The following is a 24039-nucleotide window of genomic DNA, read 5'->3' as shown; positions in this document are numbered from 1 at the left end:
CAGACGCCGAGATTCGGGCGCTTCGCTCAGGATGCGAGCACGTACTCCGCGTACGACTTGCGGATCTTGTTGACCTTCGGCAGCGCGACCGCGAGGCAGTAGCCCTGCCCGGGGTTCTTCGCGAAGAAGTCCTGGTGGTACTCCTCCGCCTTCCACCAGTCGGCGAGCGGGCTGATCTCGGTGACGATCCCGCCGTCCCAGTACTCGGATGCGCGGTCTCGGGCAGCCTCGAACAGCGCCTTCTGCTCCTCGTCAGCGTAGAACATCGCCGAGCGGTACTGGGTGCCCACATCGTTGCCCTGGCGGTTCAACTGGCGCGGGTCGTGGAGGCTGAAGAAGACGTCGAGGATCACCGAGGCGGGAATCACCGTCTCATCGAAGGTCACCGCGACGGCCTCCGCGTGCCCGGTGCGCCCGGTGCAGACCGACTCGTAATCGGGGCGGGCGGTCTGCCCACCCGTGTAGCCGGACTCCACCTCCTGGACACCCTTGAGCGTGCGATAGACGGCGTCGAGACACCAGAAACAGCCACCGGCGAGAACGAATGTGGTCATGGTGCAACCCTACTTTCGGTTGGGTGATGGGGCACGAGCTGTGCCTCCTTCTACAACCTTCGATTCGGAGCGCGCATTCCTGTCGGCGGGCCGCCCTAGGCTGGGAACATGCCTTACTCCGCGAGCGATGACCGGTACGACTCCATGCACTACAAGCGGGTGGGCACGAGCGGCCTGAAGCTGCCGGGGGTCTCGCTCGGACTGTGGAACAACTTCGGTGGCGACCGCGCGCTGGAGACCCAGCGCGCCATCCTTCGCCGCGCCTTCGACCGGGGTGTGACGCACTTCGATCTCGCCAACAACTACGGGCCACCCGCGGGTTCGGCCGAGTCGAACTTCGGCCTCGTGCTGGCAGCGGACTTCCTGCCCTACCGCGACGAGATGATCATCTCCACGAAGGCCGGCTACGCGATGTGGGACGGGCCCTACGGGGAGTGGGGGTCGCGCAAGTCGATGCTCGCCTCCCTCGACCAGAGCCTCGGGCGCATGGGTCTCGACTACGTCGACATCTTCTACTCGCACCGACCCGACCCGGAGACGCCGATCGAGGAGACGATGGGCGCGCTCGCGACCGCCGTGCAGCAGGGCAAGACCCTCTACGTCGGCGTGTCGAATTACAGCCCGGAGCAGACGAGTGCGGCCGCCGCGGCACTCGCCGCCCACGGCATCCCGCTGACCATCCACCAACCCCGGTACAACATGTTCGATCGGCACATCGAGGCGGGGCTCTTCCCGGTGCTCGACGAGATCGGCGCGGGCAGCATCGTCTTCTCCCCGCTCGCCCAGGGGCTGCTCACCGACCGCTACATCGACGGCACCGTGCCGGCGGGCTCGCGCGTCGCCGAGGGTCGGTGGCTCAACGAGTCGACGATCACGGCGACCTACCTCGAACGAGTGCGCGCGCTCAACGAGATCGCGGCCGCTCGCGGCCAGTCGCTCGCACAGCTCGCCCTGAGCTGGGTGCTGCGCCACCGACAGGTCACCTCCGCACTCATCGGCGCGAGCAGTGTCGCCCAGCTCGACAACAATCTCGGGGCTCTCGATTCCGCTCCGCTCACGCCCGAGGAGATCGCCGCGATCGAGCCGTTCGCGGTCGACGGCACCAGCCTCGGCTGACCGTGGGCTATGTCTACGCGCTGCTCGCGGCGCTGCTGTTCGGCGCGAACGGCACGGTGACGAAGGTCGTCGTCGAGTCGGGACTCACGCCCCTGCAACTCACTCAGTTCCGGGTGCTCGGCACCGCCGCCATCGCGGGCGGCGTGCTTCTTGCGAGCAATCGCGGCGGCTTCCGCCTGCGCCCGAGGCAGCTCGGCACGATGGCGTTCCTCGGCGTGGTCGGAGTCGCCCTCCTGCAGGCGAGCTACGCGGCGGCCCTGCAGTTGCTCCCCGTCGGCATGACCCTCCTCATCGAGTACACCGCCGTGCTCCTCGTGGCACTCGTGGCGTTCTTCGTGTTCCACGAGCGCGTGCGGGCACGGCTCTGGGTGGCCATCGGCTGTGTGCTGCTCGGGCTCGCCGTCGTCGCCCGCATCTGGGCGAGCACGCTGAACCCGCTCGGGGTCGCCTTCTCGGTCGTCGCCGCTCTCACCCTCGCGATCTACTTCATCTTCGGCGAACGTCAGGTGGGGCAGACCTCACCGCTCGTCGTCGCCTTCTGGACGATGACCTTCGCCGCCGGGTTCTGGGCCTTCTTCTCCGGGTGGTGGATGATCGACCCCGCCGTGCTCGTCCGCCCTGTGTCGCTCGGCGGCACCCTCGCGGGCGTCCACCTCCCGCTCTGGGCTCCGCTCGCGTGGAACGTCGTGATGGGCACCTTCGCTCCGTTCTTCCTGTCGTTCCGGGCGCTCGGGCGGCTCAGCGCGACGGCCGCCGGGGTCGTCGCCACCTCCGAGGTCGTCTTCGCATTCCTCGTCGCGTGGCTGTGGCTGGGCGAGGGGCTGGACCTCGTGCAGATCCTCGGCGCCGCGGTCGTTCTGGTGGGAATCGTGCTGGCACAGACGGCCCGGGCGGAGAAGTCCGTCGATGCGGACCTCGCGCTCGCGCGCGCCGCCGATGTCGGTGGTCGGCCATAACCTGAGCGTGTCCTTGACCAGTCGGGCCGGCTGACCACCACGGAGTCCACCATGACCATCCTCGATTTCGCACCTCGTGAATCCCCCGCCCGCGCCGCGACCGGCGCCGGGTTCGACCCCCGCGCCACGACCGGCGCCGATGCGCAGCTCCACCACGCAGCCGTCGCCGGGCTGGGCGAGGTGGTGGTGCCGGCTCGCTACGGCATCACGCTCGTTCAGCTGCACGACAGCCTGTGGCGGGTGACCCGCCCGAGCGGTGACGTGCTCGGCTACATCGAGTCGTTCCCGGAGCGCGGCGAGACCCGGTTCCGCGCCAAGCGCATGTTCTCCTCCTCGCGACGCTCCCTGCCCCTCGGCGAGTTCTGGAGTATCGACGACGCGATCACCTGCTTTCGTTTCAGCTGAGCCGGCGGCAGCCGCGGCACGCGGCACCGCCCCGCGCCGGGCCTGCCAGACCAGAACGTGAAGCAATTTCGGCTCTGAGACACTCTGGGTGACCGCCCTCTTAACGGGGGCTTCACAGGTAGGGTGCGAGTTATGCAGTTCTGGAACGATTTCGTGACCTGGTTCAACTCCGCGGATGGCCAGCGCGTTGTCGGCGCGACCGTCCTCCCCTTCCTCGGCATCGTGGTCGCGGGAGTCATCGCCGCGCTCATCGGCCGCAGTTTCGCCACCCGCGTGCTCGACCAGCAGGATCGCGAGCTCAAGTCCGCCGCGATCATGGCGCTGATCGGTGCCGGGCGCAAGGCGACCATCTGGAGCTCGCTCGGTCTCGACGAGAAGCAGCACGTCGACAGCCTCGTGAGCGAGGCCGACATCCGCGTGCGGCTCCTGCCCATGACCGGCGCGAACGCCGCCGCCGACTGGGCCGCACACGAACTCAATGAGATGAAGAAGAACTCCGCGACCTTCAGCTTCCAGGCCGAGCAGAGCTTCGTCGACTACCGCGACCGGCTTCTCGAGTGGCAGAACAAGCCGAAGCGGGCGCGCAAGCTGTTCGCGTACGACCTCGCGCAGTGGCGCTACGAGACCGATGCCGCCGACAAGAAAGTCGTCGAGGAGCAGCAGCAGTGGGCCACCTCCCACGTCGACACCCCCGTCGCGAAGGCGGCACCCGTCGCCCTGGCCACCGCACCAGTGACGGCGCCCGCAACCGCGCCGACGCCGGCGAGTGCGCCGGTGGCGGCCACGGCTCCGGTGACGGCGAGCACGCCCGTCGTCGCACCGGCCACCTCCAGCTTCGCGCCGCCGCCCGCCCCCGCGAACCCCGACACGGCGTCCGTCCCGGTCGCGGCCGAGTCCACCGACGGCACCTGGACGGTCGACTCGACCGGCTCCGCCCGTCGCGAAGACGACGATGATGACACCGGCGACGAGCAGCCGGCGGGCTACGCCCCCGTCACCGCGGGCACCGTGCGTCAGCGCATCAACCCGGATAACTCGATCGACGAGGACCGCTGACCCGAGCGAGCCAGGCGTGGCACGCGAGCCCCGCGCGCCCCGTCAGCCCCGCGCGCCCTGTCAGTTGAGTGGGCCGCGCCCGCGCACACTGCCGCCGATCATCCACGACGCTTCCTGAAACCGGCCACAGCCTCGGGGTGGGTGCTGCGGTGGAACGGTCTGTCGTGCCACAATCGAGGCGAGGGCATCCGGGTCGGGTGGATGCCCGTTCGACAGGTTATGGGGGTGACTTGCCATGCGCATCACGCGTTCCACCGCACTTCTCGGGGCTTTCATCATCGGGGCGGCGACTCTCGTCGCGGTGCCGCTGCTCTCCCCGCGCCACACCCCGGCGTCGTCATCCCAGACCTCCGCCGTGCGCGGTGACGAGCCCGCCGCCACCGCCGCGCCTGCTGCGCCGACTGCCGCGCCCGCGCCCGCCACGGCGACGCCGCGCCCCAGCCGCAGCGCGCCCTCGCCGCTGCCCACGATGACGCTCACGAGCTCGACCGGGCGCTGGCAGGATACGGCGACCGCCACCGAGATCTACGCCGGGGGCCTGTGGCGCAACCCGCGCTCGCAACCCGCCCAGCAGGTGACGGCGCTGCTCGCGAGGGGCGACACGACCACCGCCACGCAGTTGACGCCGATCTCGTCGCAGCCCATCGCGACCTGGCTCACCGATGGCGCCACGCCGTCCATCACGATCAAGCACGTGCAGGAGGACATCGCGGCGGCGACGGCCGCCCACCGCACCGCGGTGTTCGTCACCTACGCCATCCCCAACCGCGACTGCGGCGGGTACTCGGCGGGCGGCTTCTCCACCTCCACCTATCTCGCGTGGAACGCGTCGATCGCCTCGGCGCTCGCCGGCCACCACGCGGTCGTGCTCATCGAGCCCGACTCCATCGCGATGCTCGGTCAGGCGAAGTGCGCCTCCGTCGCGACGAGCCGGCTCGCGCTGCTGCGCTCCGTCGTGCACGGGTACGCGTCGCACCACATCGATGTCTATCTCGACGGCGGCAACAGCCACTGGGTGAAGCCCGACGTGATGGCCTCCCGACTGCAGTCGGCCGACGTCGCCGAGGCCCGTGGCTTCTTCACCAACGTGAGCAACTTCTACACGCTGACCGATGAGCGCAACTACGCGGGCGCGATCAGCTCCCGCATCGGCAACAAGCACTTCGTGATCGATATCTCGCGCAACGGCCGCGGCTGGCTCGGCACCTGGTGCAATCCACCGGGGGCCGGGCTCGGGGCGAATCCCCACCTCGTCGGCTCGTCCCACCTCGACGCGGCCCTCTGGGTGAAGACGCCGGGGTCGAGCGACGGCACCTGCAACGGCGGCCCGCCCGCCGGAACCTGGTGGACGGACTACGCCGAGGCGCTCGTCCGCAACCGCGGCTGACCGTCGGTTGCAAGCAGCGAGGCACGGCCACGCTCCGGTCGCGCGACCGCACCGTCGGTGGCCCCGCCTAGAGTGCGGGCATGACAGAGTCGGGCGGCTGCGCGATCGCCGGTTGCGAGACGCGCCCCGATGCGGATGCCCCGCTCCCGCTCTGCGCCCCACACCTGCTCACCGCCTACGACTGGGTGGCCCGCGCGGTGGGCGTGACCGATGTGCTGCCGTCGCCGTGCCTCGCGTGCGGCTCGCGGACGGGCATCCGCTACCCCAGCGGCTGGCTCTGCGCGGTGTGCGAGTGGCGCGTGGGCGCCCTGCCCGACGGGGAGGCCGGTCGCACGCGTGTCGACGTGGTCTACTACCTGCGGTTCCGCGACCGGGTGAAGATCGGAACGACCGGCAACCCGCGAGCGCGCCTCGCCCAGCTGCGCTACGACGAGGTGCTCGCGTTCGAGCGGGGCGACCGGATGCTCGAGCAGCGGCGACACGCGCAGTTCGCCGCGCACCGCATCCACCGCTCCGAGTGGTTCGACCGTCACGCGGCGCTCGACGAGCACATCGCGCGGTTGAACGGGCCGGGGGTTGACCCGTGGGGGCTGCACCAGCGCTGGGTGAGCGAGGCGATCGCCGTCGCCGGGCGGTGACCCGGTCGGCGACGCACCCGCGTCACACTCCTCGCCTTCGGCGAACGCTGTGCACGCGGCTATCCGTGGCGTGCCCCCGGCAGGATTCGAACCTGCGACCAAGAGATTAGAAGGCTCCTGCTCTATCCCCTGAGCTACGGAGGCGGCCCCGCCAGATTACTACGCGGCTCAGACCGCCTTCGCGAGTGCGACGAGCACCTGGTTGAGCGTGGGGATGCCTTCCGCCCGAAACACCTCGCCGCCGTTCCCATCGCTCACGATGACGGTCGGCGCGGAGCGCACCCCGCGAGCCTCGGCCTCCGCCTCGTGGAGAACCACGTCGTGCTCGGCGAGGGTCATTCCGGGCACGAGGCGCGCCGCATCCGCGAGCACGGTGCGTGTCACCATGCACGGCTCGCAGAACGTCGTCGAGTAGAAATCCACCTTCATAGCAGGGTCAACGCCCGGGGCACCGCGACGATTCCGCGGGCTCAGCTGTCGTAGCGCTCGCTGGTGTCTTCGAGGTCGTCCGCGGTGGTCGGATCCCACACGTAGGTGACGTGCACGCTGTCTCCCACCTTCTTCGCCCCGCTCGCCCGGTAGGCGAATTCGGCGGCGGCGGTCGACTCCAGGCCGTTGACGATGATCTGCTCGTCCCAGCCCGCCTCGGTGGCGATGCGGTGGTCGGTCTGGCCGTCGCTCGGCCCGCCCGAGAAGATCACGATGTACTCGTCGCCTTTGGCGAGCGTGGGGGTTGCGTCTGTCATGACACCAGTCTTACACCCCGCGACCGACCGGCAGGATGCCCGGCGCGGACAGCATCCCACCCCTCGCGCTATGCATAACCTCGTTATGCACTTTGCATAACTACGTTATACAATTGTCGCGTGACCAGAACAGACGTAATCGAATCCCTCATCGTCTCCAGCACGCGCCTCACCCGCATCGCGGCGCAGCAGACCGGGAGCAAGACCCCCGCCTCCGTGTGGCGAACGCTGGGCATCCTCTCGGCGGACGGCGCCATGCGCGTGGGCGAGCTCGCCGCCGCGAGCCGCATCAGCCAGCCCGGCATGAGCAAGCTGATGCCCGGCCTCATCGAAGACGAGCTCGTGTACCGCATCGCCGACACCGCCGACTCGCGCGCCTGGCTCATCGCCATCAGCCCGAAGGGCGAGCGGGCGCTCGCCGACTGGCGCGTCGAACTCGCCGAAGCCATGACGCCGATGTTCGGCGACCTGGGCGAGGAGGAGTGGGCGACACTCACCGCAGCGGCAGGAATCCTACAGTCGCGCATCGCGCGGAAGGCGATCGCGTGATGGCCCGCCAGAGCAAGCAGGTCTGGGCCGTCGCGTTCGCCTGCGTCGTCGCGTTCATGGGCATCGGCCTCGTCGACCCCATCCTGCCCGCCATCGCGAGCGAGTTGAAGGCGACCCCGACCGAGACCGAGCTGTTGTTCACGAGCTACCTCTTCATCACCGGCGTCGCCATGCTCATCACGAGCTGGGTGTCGAGTCGCATCGGGGCCAAACGCACCCTCCTCATCGGACTCGCCCTGATCGTGGCGTTCGCGCTCGCGGCCGCGCTCAGCCCCACCGTGTGGTCGATCATCGGATTCCGGGCCGGCTGGGGGCTCGGCAACGCGCTGTTCATCTCCACGGCGCTCGCCACGATCGTGGGGGCGGCGAGCGGGGGGACCTCCGCGGCGATCATCCTGTACGAGGCCGCGCTGGGACTCGGCATCGCGATCGGGCCCCTGCTCGGTGGGTTGCTGGGGTCGATCAGCTGGCGGGGACCGTTCTTCGGAACGAGCATCCTCATGGCCATCGCCTTCGTCGCGATCGTCGCGCTGCTCGGCACCGACACCGCGGCGCGCACGCCGATCCGACTGTCGGCGCCGCTGCGCGCGCTGCGCCACCCCGCCCTCGGCCGCCTCGCGATCATCGCCCTGTTCTACAACATCGGTTTCTTCACGCTGCTGGCGTTCACGCCGTTCCCGCTGCAGCGCTTCGCCCACCAGACCGCGCTCGGGCTGGGCCTCACCTTCTTCGGCTGGGGCGTTGCGCTCGCCGTGACCAGTGTCTGGGTGGCACCACTGCTGACCAGGCGGATGTCGCGCACGACCGTGCTGGCGATCATCCTGCCGCTGCTCGCGGCCGACCTCGTGGTGGCGGGTGCCTTCGTGACCACCGCCGCCGTGCTGATCGCGTGCGTCGTCGCGGGCGGACTCCTCCTCGGCGTGATGAACACCGTGCTCACCGAGAGCGTGATGGAGGCCACCGAGCTGCCGCGCACGGTCGCGTCATCCGCCTACTCCGCGGTGCGGTTCATCGGCGGCGCCGTCGCACCGCCCCTCGCCGCGGTGCTCGCCGGCAGCGACCTCGCTCGGGCGGGACTGCCCTACTTCGTGGGCGCGGCCTCGCTCCTCGTCGCCATGATCGTCGTCATCACTGGGCGGCGCACGCTCGCCGTCGTCAATACGGGACCGGAGGACGCCCTCGAGGAGGCGGAGGCGATCGGCGCGGGCGAGGCGGCGTGACGGGTCGTGCGGCTCGCACCGTCGCGCGGTGATGCCCTCGCCGCAGCGCACAGTCGGCGACGAGACGCCATTGCAGTGACCGCGCACCACGGTGCACACTGGGCCTGTCCCGGGTCTGACCGGGTGAGGGAGGCATTCACTCATGGGGACGAACACCACCTCGGCGATCCACCGCACGACGCTGCTCGGGGGCGCGCTGCTCGCTGTCGCGGGCCTCATCGCCCTCCTCGGGTCGGCGCGCGTCACACTGCCGGACTCCGCAATCCCCTTCGGCAGCATCATCCCGGCCACGATCGCCGACATCGTGCTACTGGCCGCCTTCATCACGCTCGCTGTCGGGGTGCGGGGTGAGACCGGCATCGTCGGCACCTCAACCGTGGGTCGCGTGGCACTCATCCTGTTCGGCTGCGGGTATCTGCTCTTCGGCCTCTTCTCGCTGCTCCCCCTGAGCCCGGGCAGCGGAGCCGCGCTCGCGGCCGGGATCGTGCTCCAGGTGCTCATCGTCGCCGCCGGGCTCGTCGCCGGAGTGATCGCGCTGCGGGCCGGAGTGGTGAATGGCGCCGCGCGGTGGATTCTGCTGGCGGTGGTCGTGGGGAACGCCCTGTGGAGCATTCCCGCGTTCATCCCCGATGCCGCTCTGGCCCTCAGTCTGGCTGTTTGGAAGGCCGAGCTCGTCATGCCGGTCGGATTCGTGATCCTCGGCGTCAGCCTCGCGGTGCACGGGCGGTCCGCCGCGATCCGACACCGGCTCCACGCCATCAACGAGAACTGGTGACCGCGGCCTGATCGCGGCGGCCGCACCGGCCGCGAGGGCGCGTCGGGGGCCGTCGTTAGGATGGTCGCATGAGCTCTGCGGATGACCGTCTCGTCTGGATCGACTGTGAGATGACGGGGCTCGACCTCACCATCGACGAACTGGTCGAGGTGGCGGTCGTCATCACCGACTACGACCTGACGCCCGTGCATCCCGGATTTGACATCGTCATTCGCCCCGACCAGGCCGCGTGGGATCACATGGGCGACTTCGTGCGCGCCATGCACACCACGAGCGGTCTCATCGAGGAGATCCCGCGAGGGGTGACGCTCGCCGACGCCGAGTACCAGGTGCTCGAGTACATCCTGAAATACGTGCCCGCGCCCCAGAGCGCGCCGCTCGCCGGCAACACGATCGGCACCGACCGGGCCTTCCTCGCGAAGTTCATGCCCCGGGTCGACGGGCACCTGCACTACCGGAGCGTCGACGTCTCGTCGATCAAAGAACTCGCCCGGCACTGGTTCCCGCGGGTCTACTTCAACGCCCCGGCGAAGAACGGCGGGCACCGCGCCCTCGCCGACATCCTGGAGTCGATCCGAGAGCTGGAGTACTACCGCAGCGCCGCGTTCATCGCCGATCCGGGCCCCACCTCCGAGGAGGTTCAGGCGGTCTCGGCCGACGTGGTGGCGCGCTGGGCCTCCCGCTTGTAATAGAATCTTCGGGTTGCCCTTGGCAACGCATGGTGGGCGTAGCTCAGTTGGTAGAGCGCTGGCTTGTGGTGCCGGATGTCGCGGGTTCGAGTCCCGTCGTTCACCCCAGAGGATTGGCTCGGCTTCGGTCGGGCCAATTCGTCTTTGGGGCGCGGGCCGCGCGGCGACCGCCGCGCGAAGACAGGGGCTGACAGAGGCGCGGGAGGCGGCGACGTGGCACAGACGCTGGATCGCACCGACGCCGAACAGGGCACCGCCCTGCTCGAGGAGGTTCGGCTCGACACACCGTGGGTCACCGTCGTCTGGAACGACCCGGTCAACCTGATGTCGTACGTCTCCTACGTCTTCCGCAGCTACTTCGGGTTCAGTCGCGCCGAAGCCGAGCGACGCATGCTGCTCGTGCACAACGAGGGTCGGGCGGTCGTCGCCGCAGGGCCCCGCGAGGAGATGGAGCGCCACGTCGCCGCCATGCACGACTATGGGCTGTGGGCGACCGTGCAGAAGGACGACTCGTGAGCGGGTTCCGATCCGCGCCCGGGGGTGGGGCGCGAATCCGCCTGCACCCGCAGGAGGCGGCGTTCCTCGCCGACCTCGCGCGCCAGGTCGCCACCCTCATCGCCGACCGCACCGACGCCCACGACGATCCCGTGCTCGAACGACTGCTGCCCGACGCCTACCTCGACGCCCCCGAGGATGCGGCCGAGTTCCGGCGATTCACGGAAGACGAGCTCGGTGACGCGAAGGTGCGCAACGCGATGACGGTGCTCGAATCGGTGACGGCGGAACCCGGGGCGAAGCGCGTGGACATCGTCCTCGACGCCGCGGGAGTGGGCGCCTGGCTGCGGTCGCTCACCGACATCCGGCTGGCCCTCGCCATCCGGCTGGAGATCACCGAGGAGGGCGCGCCCCCCGACCTCGACGAGCCGGACCGCATCAACTACGCCATCTACAACTGGCTCGGGACCCTGCAGGGCTCCCTCGTCGCGGCCATCGATCGCCGGTGACCGCGTGATCGCGCCCTCGCCCGAGGAGTTCGAGGCGCTCGTCATCGCCGAACTCGACGCCCTCCCCGATGAGATGGTGGAGGGCCTCGACAACGTCGCCTTCGTGACCGAGGATCGGCCCGACGACGGATCCCTCGACCTCCTCGGTCTCTACGACGGGGTCGCCCTCACCGAGCGCGGCGAGTACGGCTACGGCGAACTGCCCGACCGCATCGTGCTCTACCGCGAACCGCTCGCCGACGTCTCCCGCGATCTCGACGAACTCCGGGAGCAGATCCACGTGACCCTCGTGCACGAGATCGCGCACTACTACGGCATCGATGACGAGGAACTGCACGAGCTCGGCTGGGGCTGATCGCGGGCGGTGAGAGGCAGACGCCTGGCGACGTGAGTCGCGGGCGATGGGTGGCAGACGCCCGGCGGCTCAGCCCGGCACGACGAGGTCGGCGAGCAGATCGGGTCGCTCGCGCGCGAAGAACTCCCGCTCCTGCGCGGCCCAGCGATCCCAGAACGGCGCGTACCGCTCCCCGTCGCGGGCGAGCGCCCGACTCTTGCGCGTGGGCTCGTCCAGCTCGATCCAGACACCGAGCGTCGCCCGTTCGCGGTTTCGCGCACTGAGCGCGCCCGACCCCTCGATGACGAGTCCACGCGAGGCATCGACCGGGTGCCACTCAGCGGGGCGGTCGGCCGCCCAGTCCCAGCGCCGCCAGCGCGAGGCGCCGAGCACGTCATCCCGCACCATGCGACTGGCCGCTTCGAGTCCGTCCCAGCCCGGGTAGAAGTCTTCGAGGCAGACGAGCTCGGCGCCCAGCAGCGGGGCGAGCACGCGAGCGAGTTCGGTCTTGCCCGCGCCCGAACCGCCGTCGAGCAGCACGATCGGGCGCGGCGCGGCGGAGGCGAGGGCCGCGATGCGGGCGGCACGGGCATCCGGCTCAGGTACCAAGGAATCTCCAGTGGCCGGTCGCGACCGACACCGTGATCGAGGCGGCCGCGATGAGAGCCCCGATCAGCATGAGCACGACGTCCGCGCGGTGCAGGGAGGATGGCCGTGCCCAGCTGCGGGGAGCCGAGGAGCCGAACCCCCGCGCCTCCATCGCCGTCGCGAGCTTGGTCGCCCGCCGGATCGACAGCACGAGCAGGGCGAACGCCTGGCTCAGCAGTCGCCGCAGGCGCCCCCGATCGGCGACGCCGCGGGCGCGGCGGGCGCGTTCGAGCGAGCGCCAGTCGTCGATGAACAGACCGACCAGCCGCACCGCGGCGAGCGCCCCGATCACGAACCGCGCGGGCAGCCGGAGCACCTGTGCGAGGCCGTCCGCGAGGTCGGTGGGGTCGACTGTGAGGAACAGCACGACGGCCGGGACCCCCACTGCGAGGATGCGCGCGAAGGTCGCGGTTGCCAGCTCGATCGAACCGGCGGTCACGTGCGCGAACAGGATGTTCAGGTAGCTGGCGCCCGACTCCGGCGCGTAGAGGGCGGTCATGAACGCCGCGGTGACAGCGCCGACGAGCACGGGGCTCAGTCGGATGGCCAGCCGACGCGGCGGGACGCCGGCCCAGAACAGCAGCACCGACTCGCAGGCGAGCGCGACCGAGGCCGACACCCAGTCGATGGAGAGCAGCACGCCCAGCCCGATGAGGAACGCCGCCGCCATCTTAGCCACCGGATTGATTCGGTAGATGAGCTGGGGTCCCGCGGTCGGCGTCAGGAGGTCGGCGGTCACCGCGCACCCACCGGGAGGTCGAAGGAGAGCACGTCATCGGCGAGCGCATCGACGAACGCCGCGTCGTGGGTGACGGCGACGAGCGCGCTGCCCTCGTCGAGCAGGGCGGACAGGAGGGCGACGAGCTCACGCCAGGTGCGGGCATCCTGCCCGAACGTGGGCTCGTCGAGTACGAGAAGGGCGGGCCGCGTGACGAGCGCCGTCGCGACCGACAGGCGTCGCTTCTCCCCGCCCGAGAGCGTGAACGGATTCGCCTCGAGCAGGTGCCCGAGCCGAAGTCGTTCGACGGCCGCATCGATGCGGCGACTCGCCTCGGCGCTCTCCACCCCGGCCGCTTTGGGCCCGACCGCGAGCTCGGCCGCGACCGTCGCCGCGACGAACTGGTGCTCCGGATCCTGAAAGACGCTGCCGATGCGCGAGACGAGGTCTCGGGAGCGCCAGCGATGCGGCTCGGCAGGCAGACCGCCCGCGATCGCCGAGGCATCGAGCGTGCCGCCGAGCGGTGGCAGGAGCCCGCCGAGCGTGAGGCCCAGCGTCGACTTGCCGGTGCCGTTGCTGCCGGTGACGGCCAGGGTGCGGCTCGCCGACACGGTGAGGTCGATTCCCTCGCGGATGACCACCCGCCGCTCCCTCCCCACCGCGAGGCCGCGCGCCTCCAGCACGGGCGTGCCCGTCGCCCCGCGGTCACGTGCCGGGGCCGCGGGCTCGAAGCCGGGCACCCACACCCCGCTCTCCGCGAGTCGCGCTCCCTCCGCACGCAGCACCTGGTCGGGGGTGCCGTCCGCCAGCACTCCCCCGCCCGGCGACAGCACGATGACGCGCGTGACGAGGTCGGCCCAGACGGCCACGCGATGCTCGATGACGATGAAGGTCGCGCGGGTGCGGTCGAGCACCTGCGCCATGGCCTCCCGCACCTCGGCGACGCCGAGCGGGTCGAGATTGGCGGTCGGCTCGTCGAGGAGGAGGAGCCCGGGGCGCATGGCGAGCACGCCCGCGAGCGCGAGTCGCTGCTTCTGGCCGCCGGAGAGCCCGCTCGTGGGGTGGTCGAGCGGCAGCGCCAGGCCGACCGCGTCGAGCGCCTCTCGCACCCGGGGCCAGATCTCGTCCCGGGGCACGCCGAGGTTCTCGCAGCCGAAGGCGACGTCGTCGCCGACTCGCGCGAGGATCACCTGGGAATCGGGGTCTTGGAGCACGAGCCCGACGCCGCCCCGGGCATCCCGCGGATTTCTGCCGTCGACCCGCAGCTCGCCGATCTCCTCGCCCGCCTCCTCGTCACCGAGCAGGCCGGCGAGGGCGGCGACGAGCGTCGACTTGCCCGCGCCCGAGGCACCGAGGAGGAGCACCCGCTCCCCCGGTTCGATACGAAGGTCGAGGCCCGAGACCGCGAAGCCCGGGCGATCGGCGTGCCGCCAGCCCCAGCCGCGCGCGTCGACTGCGACCGGGCGCGGCTGCACCCGGTCGACCGCCGTGCGTGATGTCGTGGTGTGCCCCTGAGCTCGCGCCGCTACTTGGTGCGCCCGGAGGCGAACCGCGCGAGCGCGCCGGTCTTGGCGAGGGCCCGGGTGAGGTACCACGACCCCAGCCCGGCGATCACGGCACCCGAGATGAGTCCGCCGACGATGTACGCGATCTTGTAGGGGACGCCCTGCGCCGCGTCGTACTGGAGCAGATCGTTCGCGACCATGCCGACCGCGGCACCCGCGCCCGCGAGCACGGCGACCCAGCGGTTCCAGGTCGCGTAGGCGAAGATCAGGAAGACCAGTTCCGCCCCCGCGCCCTGGATGACGCCCGACAGGATCGTCTGGAATCCGCCCCAGCTCGCACCGAGCAACGCCTCGACCACCGCGGCGACGACCTCGGTGAAGAGCGCGGCACCGGGCTTGCGCACGACGAGCCCGCCGAGCACGCCCGCGAACAGCCAGACCGCGTAGAGAAGGGCACCCGAACCGGGCAGAACCGCGGTGAACGGCGCCGTGACCGGAGCGTAGATCTGGTCCCAGCCGAAGAACACCACCCCGGCGGCGACGCCGATGACGGCGGCCACGATGATGTCGACCACCCGCCAGCGCGCGGTGATCCTGCGGGCGGAGAAGAGAGTTGTTACTGCCATGGACGTGCCTTTCGTGGAGGAAATGGCACGGGTTTCAAGAGAATCTGCCTCCCTGCGCTGGCATGATCCAGATCAGGTTCGACGGTCGAAGCTTGGAGAAGCTTCCTCTCAGCCCGGCTCACCGGACTCCCGTGTTCGCCCATCAGTGTACTCGCGCGGCGGGGCGACGAGCAGCACGCGCGGGACTAATGCGATGCGGTGAGCAGCGCGGCGATGCGACGCGAGGTCCGCAGGTTGCGTGCGGTCGCCTCCGCGCCGAACTGCCGCAGAAACGAGCTCGGCAATCTCGTGGCGAGCACGCCGTGGGGCAGCCACTGATAGATCGCCTCGCGGCCCAGGGCCAGGCGCTCGGGCGCGAGCTCGGCATCGCTCGGGCGCACGATCTGCGCGGGGTCGGGCATCCGCTCGACGAAGGTGATGAGGGCCCTCGATTCGTCGTCGGCCACCTCGCTGAACGGGAAGGCGTCGACGATCGCGAGGAACCGCGCGGCATCGACGACGACCACGCGACACGAGACCCCCGTGGCGGCCGCGATCGCCGCCTCCAACGCCCGGGCATCCGGATGCCCGGCCGCCGCATCCACGACCGCGTTGCCGCTCTGCAGCACCGTCTGCACCCGCTCGAAGCCCGCCTCCTCCAGCACCCGACGCAACTCGGCCATGGCGATCCTCTTCGACGGACCGACGTTGATTCCGCGCAGGAGGATCACGAATCTGCCGACGGGAGGCACTTCCCTAGCAGCAACCATGGGGCCAGTGTAAGTACCGCCCCCGTCATCGCCTTACGGCTAACGTGGAGAGTCGTCAACGATAAGGACCTCATGAAAACCTGGCCTGGATCCGCGTACCCCCTGGGCGCGACCTTCGATGGGAACGGCACCAACTTCGCGCTGTTTTCGGAAGTGGCGGAGAAGGTCGAGCTCTGCCTGTTCGACGACGCCGGCGCCGAGACGCGGGTCGAGCTCATCGAGGTCGACGCCTACGTCTGGCACGCCTACCTGCCGCAGATCCAGCCCGGGCAGAAGTACGGCTACCGCGTCTACGCGCCCTACGACCCGAAGTCCGGCAGCCGCAGCAACCCCTCCAAGCTGCTGCTCGACCCCTACGCGAAGGCGACGAGCGGTCAGATCGACTGGGATCAGGCGCTCTTCTCCTACAATTTCGGCGACCCCGACTCGGAGAACAACGACGACTCCGCCCCGCACATGATGATGGGCGTCGTCATCAACCCCTTCTTCGACTGGGCGGGAGACCGGCACCCGCGCGTGCCCTACGCGCAATCGGTGATCTACGAGGCGCACGTCAAGGGGCTCACCGAGCTGCACCCCGGAATCCCCGACGAGATCCGCGGAACCTACAGCGCGGTCGCTCACCCCGTGATCATCGAGCACCTCCAGAAGCTCGGCGTGACGGCGATCGAGCTCATGCCGGTGCACCAGTTCGTCGACGACTCCACGCTTGTCGAGAAGGGCCTCCACAACTACTGGGGCTACAACACCATCGGCTTCTTCGCGCCGCAGAACACCTACTCGGCGAGTGGCGACCGCGGGCAGCAGGTGCAGGAGTTCAAGGGCATGGTGCGTGCCCTCCACTCGGCCGGCATCGAGGTCATCCTCGACGTCGTCTACAACCACACCGCCGAGGGCAACCACCTGGGCCCCACGCTGTCGTTCAAGGGCATCGACAACGCGGCGTACTACCGGCTGGTCGACAAGACCCCGGAGTACTACATGGACTACACCGGCACCGGCAACTCGATGAACGTCAGCAACCCGCACTCGCTGCAGCTCATCATGGACAGCCTCCGCTACTGGGTGACCGAGATGCACGTCGACGGATTCCGCTTCGACCTCGCCGCCGCCCTCGCCCGCGAGTTCTACGACGTCGACCGCCTCGCCGCCTTCTTCGAGCTCGTGCAGCAGGATCCGATCGTGTCGCAGGTCAAGCTCATCGCCGAGCCCTGGGACGTCGGTCCCGGCGGCTACCAGGTGGGCAACTTCCCGCCGCTCTGGACGGAGTGGAACGGCAAGTACCGCGACACCGTGCGCGACTTCTGGCGCGGCGAGCCCTCGACGCTCGGGGAGTTCGCCGAGCGGATCACCGGCTCGAGCGACCTGTACGAGCACGAGGGCCGGCGGCCGGTCGCCTCCATCAACTTCGTGACCGCGCACGACGGCTTCACCCTCGCCGACCTCGTCTCCTACGACGAGAAGCACAACGATGCCAACGGCGAGAACGGGCAGGACGGCGAATCGACGAACCGCTCGGCCAACTACGGAGTCGAGGGCCCCACGACCGATCCCGCCATCCAGGCGATCCGCAGCCGCCAGCAGCGCAACTTCCTCGCGACGCTCATGATCTCGCAGGGCGTGCCGATGATCCTGCACGGCGACGAGCTCGGCCGCACCCAGGCGGGCAACAACAACGGCTACGCCCAGGACAACGAACTGACCTGGGTGCACTGGGACGAGGCGGACTCCTCGCTCATCGAGTTCACCGCCGCGGTCACCCGCCTGCGCAAGGAGCACCCCAGCTTCCGCCGCTCGCGATTCTTCGACGGTCGACCGGTGGTGCGCGGCGCGGGCGAGCCCCTGCCCGACCTCGTCTGGCTGCAGCCCGACGCCGCGGTCATGGCGCCCGAGGACTGGGATTCCGGCTTCGGCCGGTCGATCGCGATGTTCCTCAACGGCAACGGCATCGGCACCCGCGATCAGCGCGGCGAACCGATCACCGATGTGCACTTCCTCGTGCTGTTCAACGCGCACACCGACGTGGTGGAGTTCACCCTCCCCGCAGACGAGTACGCGGAGTTGTGGGAGATCGTGGTCGATACGGCGGGTGTGCAGGCCGACTCGCAGCCGCGAGGCCCCGGCGCGGTCATCCCCGTCGAGGCCCGCTCGCTCATGGTGCTGCGCCAGCACATCCCCACCGAGGCCGACAACGACCACTCGGTCGCCGCCTCGCTCACGGTGCTCACCGGCTCCACCGCCGACGACACCTCGAGCGCCCAGCCGGAGATGGCCGGATGACCGTCCCCGCCTCCACCTATCGCCTGCAGATCCGCCCCGGCTTCACGCTCGACGCCGCCGCCGACATCGCCGACTACCTCCGCGATCTGGGCATCGACTGGGTGTACGTCTCCCCTCTGCTCACGGCCGCCACCGGCTCCGACCACGGCTACGACGTCGTCGACCACGCCACGGTCGACCCGGCCCGCGGCGGAGCCGCCGCCCTCGAGCGCCTCTCGAGTGCCGTGCACGACCGCGGACTGGGCCTCCTCATCGACATCGTGCCCAACCACATGGGTGTCGCCGAGGCCGATCAGAACGCGTGGTGGTGGGACCTGCTCGAGCACGGGCGCGAGTCGCGCTACGCAGACGCCTTCGATGTCGACTGGGGCTTCGGCGACGGCAAGGTGCGCCTGCCGGTGCTGGGCGGCGCCGTGGAGGACGCGGTCGCCGCGGGCGAGCTGCGGATCGAGGCGGGCGAGCTGCGCTACTTCGAGCACCGCTTCCCGCTCGCGCCGGGATCCACCGACGACGGCGCCGACGTGCTCACCGTGCACCGCCGCCAGCACTACGAGCTCATGGACTGGCGTCGCGCCGATGCCGACCTCAACTATCGCCGCTTCTTCGCCGTGAGCTCGCTCGCCGCGATCCGCGTCGAGGTGCCGTGGGTGTTCGAGGAGAGCCACGCCGAGATCGTGCGCTGGGTGCGCGAGGGCATCGCGGACGGCCTGCGGGTCGATCATCCGGATGGGCTCGCCGACCCGGGCGGGTACCTCGACGACCTCGCCCGCGCGACCGGCGGCACCCAGGTCTGGGTGGAGAAGATCCTCGAGGGCAGCGAGCGCCTGCCCGCCTACTGGGCGACCGCCGGCACCACCGGCTACGACGCGCTCGCCGACCTCGACCGCGTGCTCGTCGATCCGGGCGGCCGACCGGCCCTCGACGAGCTCGACACCGAGCTGCGCGGGCGCGCCCAGCCGATCAACTGGGGCACGCTCATCCACGGCACCAAGCGGACGATCGCCGACGGGATCCTGCGCTCCGAGGTGCTGCGCCTCGAACGCGAGCTGCCCAACCGCATCGAGGGGGCGGCGGATGCCCTTGCCGAGCTGCTGGCGTGCTTCCCGCTGTACCGCTCCTACCTGCCCGACGGCGTGGAGCACCTGAACACCGCGGCGACGCTGGCCCGCAAGCACCGGCCCGAGCTCGTGCCCGTGATCGACCAGCTCGTCCCGGTGCTGCGCAACCCGGCCCAGCCCGCGGCACGCCGGTTTCAGCAGACCTCGGGCATGGTCATGGCCAAGGGGGTCGAAGACACGGCCTTCTACCGCTACTCCCGGCTCTCCTCGCTCACCGAGGTCGGCGCCGACCCCGCCGAGTTCTCGATCAACGTGGCCGAGTTCCACCGCCGTCAGATGGTGCGCCAAGCGAGCTACCCCGCCTCGCTCACGACGCTCTCCACCCACGACACGAAGCGCGGCGAAGACACCCGCGCCCGCATCTCGGTGCTCGCCGAACTGCCCGCGCTGTGGGAGGCGACCCTCGGCGAGCTGCGCGAGCGCTACCCGCTCGATGACGGCACGCTCGAGAACCTGCTGTGGGAGTCGATCATCGGCGCCTGGCCGGCGAGCCGCGAGCGCCTGCACGACTACGCGGAGAAGGCGGCCCGCGAGGCGGGCACCTCCACCAGCTGGAACGCGCCCGACGAGGAGTTCGAGGCGCGCATGCACGCGCTCGTCGACGCCGTCTTCGACGACGAGGAGATCGCGATCACGGTCTCGCGTTTCGTCGCCGTGACCCAGGATGCGGGCTGGTCGAACTCCCTCACCGCGAAACTGCTCCAGCTCACCGCCCCCGGCGTGCCCGACGTGTACCAGGGCAGCGAGCTGTGGGAGACCAGTCTCGTCGACCCCGACAACCGCAGGCCCGTCGACTTCGACATCCGTCAGCTCTACCTCGCCGCGATCGACGCCGGGGCGCACCCGCCCGTCGACGAGTCCGGCGCGGCGAAACTGCTCGTCACCGCGCGTGCCCTGCGACTGCGCCGGGATCATCCTGAGCTGTTCACCCGCTACGCCCCGCTGGGCGCGATCGGGGAGGCGGCGCGCCACGTGATCTCCTTCGACCGCGGCGGGGCGATCGCGATCGGAACGCGGCTTCCGGTCGGGCTCGTCGAGCGGGGCGGCTGGGGGGAGACGCAGCTGCTGCTGCCCGGTCATCCGATGGTCGACGTGATCTCGGACCGACGCCACAACGGCGGACCGACGCGACTGGATGACCTGCTCGCCCAGTACCCCGTCGCCCTCCTGGCCCCGGTCGCCGAGTGACCGTGCAGGTGTGGGCGCCCCTCGCCCAGCGCGTGCGTCTCGTCACCGCCGAGGGCGATCGCGAGATGCTTCCCGGGGAGGACGGCGTCTGGACCTCGGACGCGGTGCTTGAGCACGGCACGGACTACGTGTTCCGGCTCGACGACGCGCTCCCCGTGCCCGACCCGCGCTCGCGCTGGCAGCCCTTCGGCGTGCACGAGCCGAGCCGGGCCTTCGACGCCGAGCGGTACGCGTGGACGGACGGCGCCTGGACGGGCCGGCAGCTCGCCGGCGGCGTGATCTACGAACTGCATCTCGGCACCTTCACGCCGGAGGGCACCCTCGACTCGGCGATCGCGCGACTCGATCACCTCGTCGACATCGGGGTCGACTTCGTGGAGCTCCTGCCCGTGAACGCCTTCAACGGCAGCCACAACTGGGGCTACGACGGCGTGCAGTGGTACGCCGTGCACGAGGGCTACGGCGGCCCGACCGCATACCAGCGCTTCGTCGACGCCTGCCACGCGCGCGGCCTCGCCGTCATTCAGGATGTGGTCTACAACCACCTCGGACCGAGCGGCAACTACCTCCCGCAGTTCGGCCCCGTCTTCGCCGCCGAGGGCGCGAACACCTGGGGAGCCACCATCAACCTGGCGGAGCCCGCCGTGCGCCGGCTCATCCTCGACAACGCGGCGATGTGGCTGCGCGACTACCACGTGGACGGGTTGCGCCTCGATGCGGTGCACGCCCTCGTCGACGAGGCGCCCATCCACATCCTGCGGGAGCTCGCGGAGGAGACCGACGCGCTCAGCGCCTTCCTCGGGCGCCCGCTGAGCCTCATCGCCGAGTCGGACCTCAACGACCAGACGCTCATCCTGCCGAGGGAGGCCGGGGGCTACGGGCTCACCGCGCAGTGGAGCGACGACTACCACCACGCCCTGCACGTGGCCCTCACCGGCGAGACGGACGGCTACTACGCCGACTTCGCCTCGCTCGGCGCGCTCGCGAAGACCACGACCGGGGGCTTCTTCCACGACGGGAGCTACTCCTCGTTCCGGGGGCGGGAGCACGGTCATCCGCTCGACCCGGCGGTACCGTCGTGGCGGCTCGTCACCTTTTCTCAGGATCACGACCAGATCGGCAACCGGGCCGCGGGCGACCGGCTGGGCGACACCTGCGGCTACGGCCAGCTCGCGATCGCGGCGGTGCTCACGCTCACCGGCCCGTTCACGCCGATGCTGTTCATGGGCGAGGAGTGGGGAGCCTCGACGCCGTGGCAGTTCTTCACCTCGCACCCCGAGGAGGAGCTCGGCCGCGCCACCGCCCAGGGTCGCATCGAGGAGTTCGCCCGCATGGGCTGGGACGAGTCGTCGGTTCCCGACCCCCAGGACCCGCAGACCTTTCTGCGCTCGAAGCTCGACTGGGACGAGGCCGGCGAGGGGATGCACGCCCGCCTGCTTCAGCTCTACCGCGAGTTGGCCGCCCTCCGCCGCACGGTGCCCGAGCTGACCGATCCGCGGCTCTCCCGGGTGCGCGCGGAGTACGACGACGCGCAGCGGTGGTTCCGGGTGGAGCGGGGCGCGGTGGAGACCCTCGTGAACTTCTCGGGCGAGACGGTGAGCCTCGCGACGGTGCCCGGGACGGGCATCCTGTTCCGCACGGATCGTGACGCGACGATCGTCGGTGAGGCCGCGATACTCCCGCCGCATTCGGCCCTGATCATCCGCCACCCGGCCTGACCCCCGGCCACAGAACGGGCGTGGTTGTCAAGGGCCCATCGCCTTCTTGTCCTCATGTTTCCGGCGTGTTTCAATTGGCCAAGGCCCCCACTCGGGGGCGTACGGGCTCTTCTGCCCGGAGCTTGTCGGGAAAGGACACGACGATGGTTCTCCTCTCGCCCAAGGCTCGCGATCCACGCAGCGAACCGAACATCGCGCTCGTCTCGGATGACGTCTACAGCGTGATGACCGACCGGGAAACACTGGGCTACGTGCACAGGGTCGGAAACGTCTATGTCGCGCTCCGGGGTGACAGCCTCAAGCACTGTGTCGAGGTCGGCCAGTCGCTCTCCTGGGAGCATGCCCTCAGCCTCGTCCGGTTCGGGTAGGCACCACCCCCCAACCCACAGGGATCAGCCGAGGGGCCCGGATGTTCGCAGAGGAATGTCCGGGCCTCCCCCTGTCGGGACCGACAGCACGACACCGCAGACAGACCCCCGGCACGAATAGGAATGCGAGGGGGCCGAGCGTTACTCTCGGACTACTGCGACAACGCCGCACCGCGGCCATCCGGAAAGAAATGGAGTGCAGATGGGCAAGATCCTCTACGGCGACTCGGGCATCGAGATCGTTTTCGACGATCGTGACATGGCGCACCTGCAACTGGTCATCGGTGCCAAGCTCCGTCGCCACGAGAGCTTCTTCTTCTCCTGGAAGGACGACCCCAGCGTCGGCGACGGCCGCAGCAGCATCTGGATCGACGCCTCCATTCCGCTCTACTTCAAGTACTACGGCTCCAAGCCACCCACGATCAACCGCGAGTGGCTCGAACTCCTCACCCTCTCGGCCAACTCGGCGCAGGGCATGCAGTTCATGAACGAGCCGCAGGGCAACACCGAGCAGCCCAAGACCAAGGTCTGAGCGCGGTCGGTACCGCCAGACGGTCTCAGACCCCCGCGGCGCCGAACAGCAGTCCCAGCAGGTAGGTGATCCCCGCCGCCCCGAAGCCGATCGCGAGCTGACGCAGCGCGCGCCCGAGCGGCGAGGTGCCCGAGAGCAGCCCCACGATCGATCCGGTTCCCAGCAGCGCGATGCCCACGAGCACGAGCGCGACGATCATCGCCGGCACGCCGGTGAGGCCGAAGAGATAGGGGATGACCGGAATCACGGCCCCGCTCGCGAAGAAGCAGAAGCTCGAGAGCGCCGCGCCGATTCCGGTGCCGATCGCCTCGTGCGCGGCGTGCTCGGCGGCCGGTGGCGCCGGCTGCTCCCCGCGCGCGTGGAGGGACGCGAGCATGTCGGCGGCGTGGTCCGCGGCCTCGGCGGCGGTCATCCCCCGCGCCCGGTAGACGAGCTCGAGCTCGTTGGCGTCCACGTCGAGATGGGGCAGGGCGCGGTCGGCGTCCGGGTTGGGGATGCTCGCCTCCAGCAACTCGCGCTGGGACCGCACCGACACGTACTCCCCCGCACCCATCGAGAGCGCGCCGGCGAGGAGCCCCGCGATGCCGGTCGCGAGCACCGCGCCCGCCGGGATCCCGGCGGCGGTCACCCCGAGCACGAGCGAGAGGTTGCTGACGAGGCCGTCGTTGGCGCCGAACACCGCGGCCCGGAAGGTCCCGCTCAGTCGGTTGCGGCCGCGGGCGGCGAGACCGCGCACGACCTCCTCGTGGATCGCCTCGTCGGCCGCCATCGCGCTCGTGGCGTCATCGTCGTCTTCATAGGGCGAGCGGGCCTCGGCCCGCTGCGCGAGCGCGAGCACGAAGACGGAGCCGAAGCGTCGGGCGAGCACCGCGAGCATCCGCGTGCGCAGATCGCCGCGCAGCGGTTTGCCCACCTGGTCGCCCAGCAGTTCGAGCCAGTGCGCCTCGTGGCGGCCCTCGGCCTCGGCGAGCGCGAGCAGGATCTCGCGCTCCTCGCCGTCGCGGCGCCCCGCGAGTTCGCGGTAGACGGCGGCTTCGGCTCGCTCGTCGGCAAGATACTGGCGCCAGCGGCGGATGGTTCGTGGCGGCGGCGGAGTCGTCGTGTTCACACGACCATCCTTTCACCTGAACGATTTTGCTGTCGCGGTGGGTCACACTGGT

27 protein-coding genes, 2 tRNA genes and 1 riboswitch are annotated in these 24039 nt (G+C 70.1%); of the genes, 19 read left to right on the top strand and 10 right to left on the bottom strand.

The window, feature by feature from the left end:
- Positions 1–26: 26 nt before the first annotated feature.
- Positions 27–554, bottom strand: a complete 528-nt coding sequence (gene msrA, locus G3T37_RS09885) for a peptide-methionine (S)-S-oxide reductase MsrA (protein ID WP_163473515.1) — start codon at positions 552–554, stop codon at positions 27–29.
- 108 nt (positions 555–662) lie between these two features.
- Between msrA and G3T37_RS09880 the strand changes: the two genes are divergently transcribed.
- From G3T37_RS09880 to G3T37_RS09855, 6 genes are all read left to right on the top strand, one after another.
- Positions 663–1670 (top strand): aldo/keto reductase, encoded by a 1008-nt coding sequence (locus tag G3T37_RS09880; RefSeq protein ID WP_163473513.1) that lies wholly within the window; start codon positions 663–665, stop codon positions 1668–1670.
- Between the two features lie 2 nt (positions 1671–1672).
- The gene (locus tag G3T37_RS09875; protein WP_163473511.1) at positions 1673–2626 is read left to right on the top strand and encodes an EamA family transporter; all 954 of its coding nucleotides are present in this window, start codon (positions 1673–1675) and stop codon (positions 2624–2626) included.
- 51 nt (positions 2627–2677) lie between these two features.
- Complete coding sequence (locus tag G3T37_RS09870) at positions 2678–3031, top strand: hypothetical protein (RefSeq protein WP_241732294.1); 354 nt, start codon at positions 2678–2680, stop codon at positions 3029–3031.
- Between the two features lie 132 nt (positions 3032–3163).
- Positions 3164–4087 (top strand): hypothetical protein, encoded by a 924-nt coding sequence (locus G3T37_RS09865; protein WP_163473509.1) that lies wholly within the window; start codon positions 3164–3166, stop codon positions 4085–4087.
- A gap of 235 nt (positions 4088–4322) precedes the next feature.
- The gene (locus tag G3T37_RS09860; RefSeq protein ID WP_163473507.1) at positions 4323–5474 is read left to right on the top strand and encodes a glycoside hydrolase family 6 protein; all 1152 of its coding nucleotides are present in this window, start codon (positions 4323–4325) and stop codon (positions 5472–5474) included.
- An 80-nt stretch (positions 5475–5554) separates the two neighbouring features.
- Positions 5555–6112, top strand: a complete 558-nt coding sequence (locus tag G3T37_RS09855) for a GIY-YIG nuclease family protein (RefSeq protein WP_163473505.1) — start codon at positions 5555–5557, stop codon at positions 6110–6112.
- A gap of 71 nt (positions 6113–6183) precedes the next feature.
- On the opposite strand, the gene G3T37_RS09850 is transcribed toward G3T37_RS09855, so the two are convergent.
- The 3 genes from G3T37_RS09850 to G3T37_RS09840 form a co-directional block, all read right to left on the bottom strand.
- Positions 6184–6256, bottom strand: a tRNA-Arg gene (locus G3T37_RS09850).
- Between the two features lie 24 nt (positions 6257–6280).
- Positions 6281–6499 carry a thioredoxin gene (locus G3T37_RS09845; protein ID WP_241732293.1) on the bottom strand — a complete coding sequence of 73 codons (219 nt, stop codon included), beginning with the start codon at positions 6497–6499 and terminating at the stop codon, positions 6281–6283.
- Positions 6500–6582: 83 nt separating this feature from the next.
- On the bottom strand, positions 6583–6858 hold the full coding sequence (locus G3T37_RS09840; protein WP_163473501.1) for an oligoribonuclease: 276 nt from the start codon (positions 6856–6858) through the stop codon (positions 6583–6585).
- A 120-nt stretch (positions 6859–6978) separates the two neighbouring features.
- Between G3T37_RS09840 and G3T37_RS09835 the strand changes: the two genes are divergently transcribed.
- The 8 genes from G3T37_RS09835 (at position 6979) to G3T37_RS09800 (ending at position 11450) form a co-directional block, all read left to right on the top strand.
- Positions 6979–7407 carry a MarR family transcriptional regulator gene (locus G3T37_RS09835; RefSeq protein WP_163473499.1) on the top strand — a complete coding sequence of 143 codons (429 nt, stop codon included), beginning with the start codon at positions 6979–6981 and terminating at the stop codon, positions 7405–7407.
- Positions 7407–8627, top strand: coding sequence for an MFS transporter (locus G3T37_RS09830; RefSeq protein ID WP_163473497.1), 1221 nt, complete (start codon positions 7407–7409; stop codon positions 8625–8627). Before G3T37_RS09835 ends, G3T37_RS09830 begins: the two co-directional genes overlap by 1 nt.
- A 142-nt stretch (positions 8628–8769) precedes the next feature.
- Positions 8770–9402: a hypothetical protein gene (locus G3T37_RS09825; protein ID WP_163473495.1), complete on the top strand. Its 633-nt coding sequence runs from the start codon at positions 8770–8772 to the stop codon at positions 9400–9402.
- Between the two features lie 68 nt (positions 9403–9470).
- Positions 9471–10091, top strand: a complete 621-nt coding sequence (orn, locus tag G3T37_RS09820; RefSeq protein ID WP_163473493.1) for an oligoribonuclease — start codon at positions 9471–9473, stop codon at positions 10089–10091.
- 32 nt (positions 10092–10123) lie between these two features.
- Positions 10124–10199, top strand: a tRNA-His gene (locus G3T37_RS09815).
- Positions 10200–10316: 117 nt separating this feature from the next.
- Positions 10317–10607, top strand: a complete 291-nt coding sequence (clpS, locus tag G3T37_RS14935) for an ATP-dependent Clp protease adapter ClpS (protein WP_422110978.1) — start codon at positions 10317–10319, stop codon at positions 10605–10607.
- Positions 10604–11095 carry a DUF2017 family protein gene (locus tag G3T37_RS09805; protein ID WP_163473489.1) on the top strand — a complete coding sequence of 164 codons (492 nt, stop codon included), beginning with the start codon at positions 10604–10606 and terminating at the stop codon, positions 11093–11095. Before clpS ends, G3T37_RS09805 begins: the two co-directional genes overlap by 4 nt.
- A gap of 73 nt (positions 11096–11168) precedes the next feature.
- Complete coding sequence (locus tag G3T37_RS09800; RefSeq protein ID WP_163473762.1) at positions 11169–11450, top strand: metallopeptidase family protein; 282 nt, start codon at positions 11169–11171, stop codon at positions 11448–11450.
- A 69-nt stretch (positions 11451–11519) separates the two neighbouring features.
- On the opposite strand, the gene G3T37_RS09795 is transcribed toward G3T37_RS09800, so the two are convergent.
- The 5 genes from G3T37_RS09795 to G3T37_RS09775 all read right to left on the bottom strand — a co-directional run bounded on the left by G3T37_RS09795 (position 11520) and on the right by G3T37_RS09775 (position 15675).
- Complete coding sequence (locus G3T37_RS09795) at positions 11520–12038, bottom strand: nucleoside/nucleotide kinase family protein (protein ID WP_194241519.1); 519 nt, start codon at positions 12036–12038, stop codon at positions 11520–11522.
- Positions 12028–12816, bottom strand: a complete 789-nt coding sequence (locus G3T37_RS09790) for an energy-coupling factor transporter transmembrane component T family protein (protein ID WP_338401234.1) — start codon at positions 12814–12816, stop codon at positions 12028–12030. Before G3T37_RS09790 ends, G3T37_RS09795 begins: the two co-directional genes overlap by 11 nt.
- A complete protein-coding gene (locus G3T37_RS09785; RefSeq protein ID WP_338401233.1) occupies positions 12813–14270 on the bottom strand; it encodes an ABC transporter ATP-binding protein in 1458 nt (485 codons plus the stop codon). The genes G3T37_RS09790 and G3T37_RS09785 overlap by 4 nt, the downstream gene beginning before the upstream one ends.
- 50 nt (positions 14271–14320) lie before the next feature.
- Entirely contained in the window at positions 14321–14926 is a 606-nt protein-coding gene (locus tag G3T37_RS14930) for an ECF transporter S component (protein WP_163473485.1), read from the bottom strand.
- Between the two features lie 32 nt (positions 14927–14958).
- Positions 14959–15069, bottom strand: a riboswitch (TPP riboswitch).
- A 42-nt stretch (positions 15070–15111) separates the two neighbouring features.
- Positions 15112–15675, bottom strand: a complete 564-nt coding sequence (locus G3T37_RS09775) for a DUF1697 domain-containing protein (protein ID WP_163473483.1) — start codon at positions 15673–15675, stop codon at positions 15112–15114.
- Between the two features lie 72 nt (positions 15676–15747).
- Here G3T37_RS09775 and glgX point away from each other — a divergent pair, with 72 nt between their 5' ends.
- The 5 genes from glgX to G3T37_RS09750 all read left to right on the top strand — a co-directional run bounded on the left by glgX (position 15748) and on the right by G3T37_RS09750 (position 22879).
- A complete protein-coding gene (gene glgX, locus G3T37_RS09770) occupies positions 15748–17955 on the top strand; it encodes a glycogen debranching protein GlgX (RefSeq protein ID WP_163473482.1) in 2208 nt (735 codons plus the stop codon).
- Entirely contained in the window at positions 17952–20261 is a 2310-nt protein-coding gene (gene treY / locus G3T37_RS09765) for a malto-oligosyltrehalose synthase (protein WP_163473480.1), read from the top strand. Before glgX ends, treY begins: the two co-directional genes overlap by 4 nt.
- On the top strand, positions 20258–21979 hold the full coding sequence (gene treZ, locus G3T37_RS09760; RefSeq protein ID WP_163473478.1) for a malto-oligosyltrehalose trehalohydrolase: 1722 nt from the start codon (positions 20258–20260) through the stop codon (positions 21977–21979). Before treY ends, treZ begins: the two co-directional genes overlap by 4 nt.
- A 143-nt stretch (positions 21980–22122) precedes the next feature.
- Positions 22123–22347: a hypothetical protein gene (locus G3T37_RS09755; protein WP_163473476.1), complete on the top strand. Its 225-nt coding sequence runs from the start codon at positions 22123–22125 to the stop codon at positions 22345–22347.
- A 202-nt stretch (positions 22348–22549) separates the two neighbouring features.
- A complete protein-coding gene (locus G3T37_RS09750) occupies positions 22550–22879 on the top strand; it encodes a DUF7882 family protein (protein WP_163473474.1) in 330 nt (109 codons plus the stop codon).
- A 25-nt stretch (positions 22880–22904) separates the two neighbouring features.
- Here the strand turns inward: G3T37_RS09750 and G3T37_RS09745 are convergent, their stop codons facing one another.
- Positions 22905–23987: a VIT1/CCC1 transporter family protein gene (locus tag G3T37_RS09745; RefSeq protein ID WP_163473472.1), complete on the bottom strand. Its 1083-nt coding sequence runs from the start codon at positions 23985–23987 to the stop codon at positions 22905–22907.
- Positions 23988–24039: the final 52 nt, after the last annotated feature.

The sequence above is a fragment of the Galbitalea soli genome (genome assembly GCF_010686725.1).
Taxonomy (GTDB): domain Bacteria; phylum Actinomycetota; class Actinomycetes; order Actinomycetales; family Microbacteriaceae; genus Galbitalea; species Galbitalea soli.
Note: the sequence above shows the minus strand (reverse complement) of the source record. Positions and strands in the feature narration are given on the sequence as shown.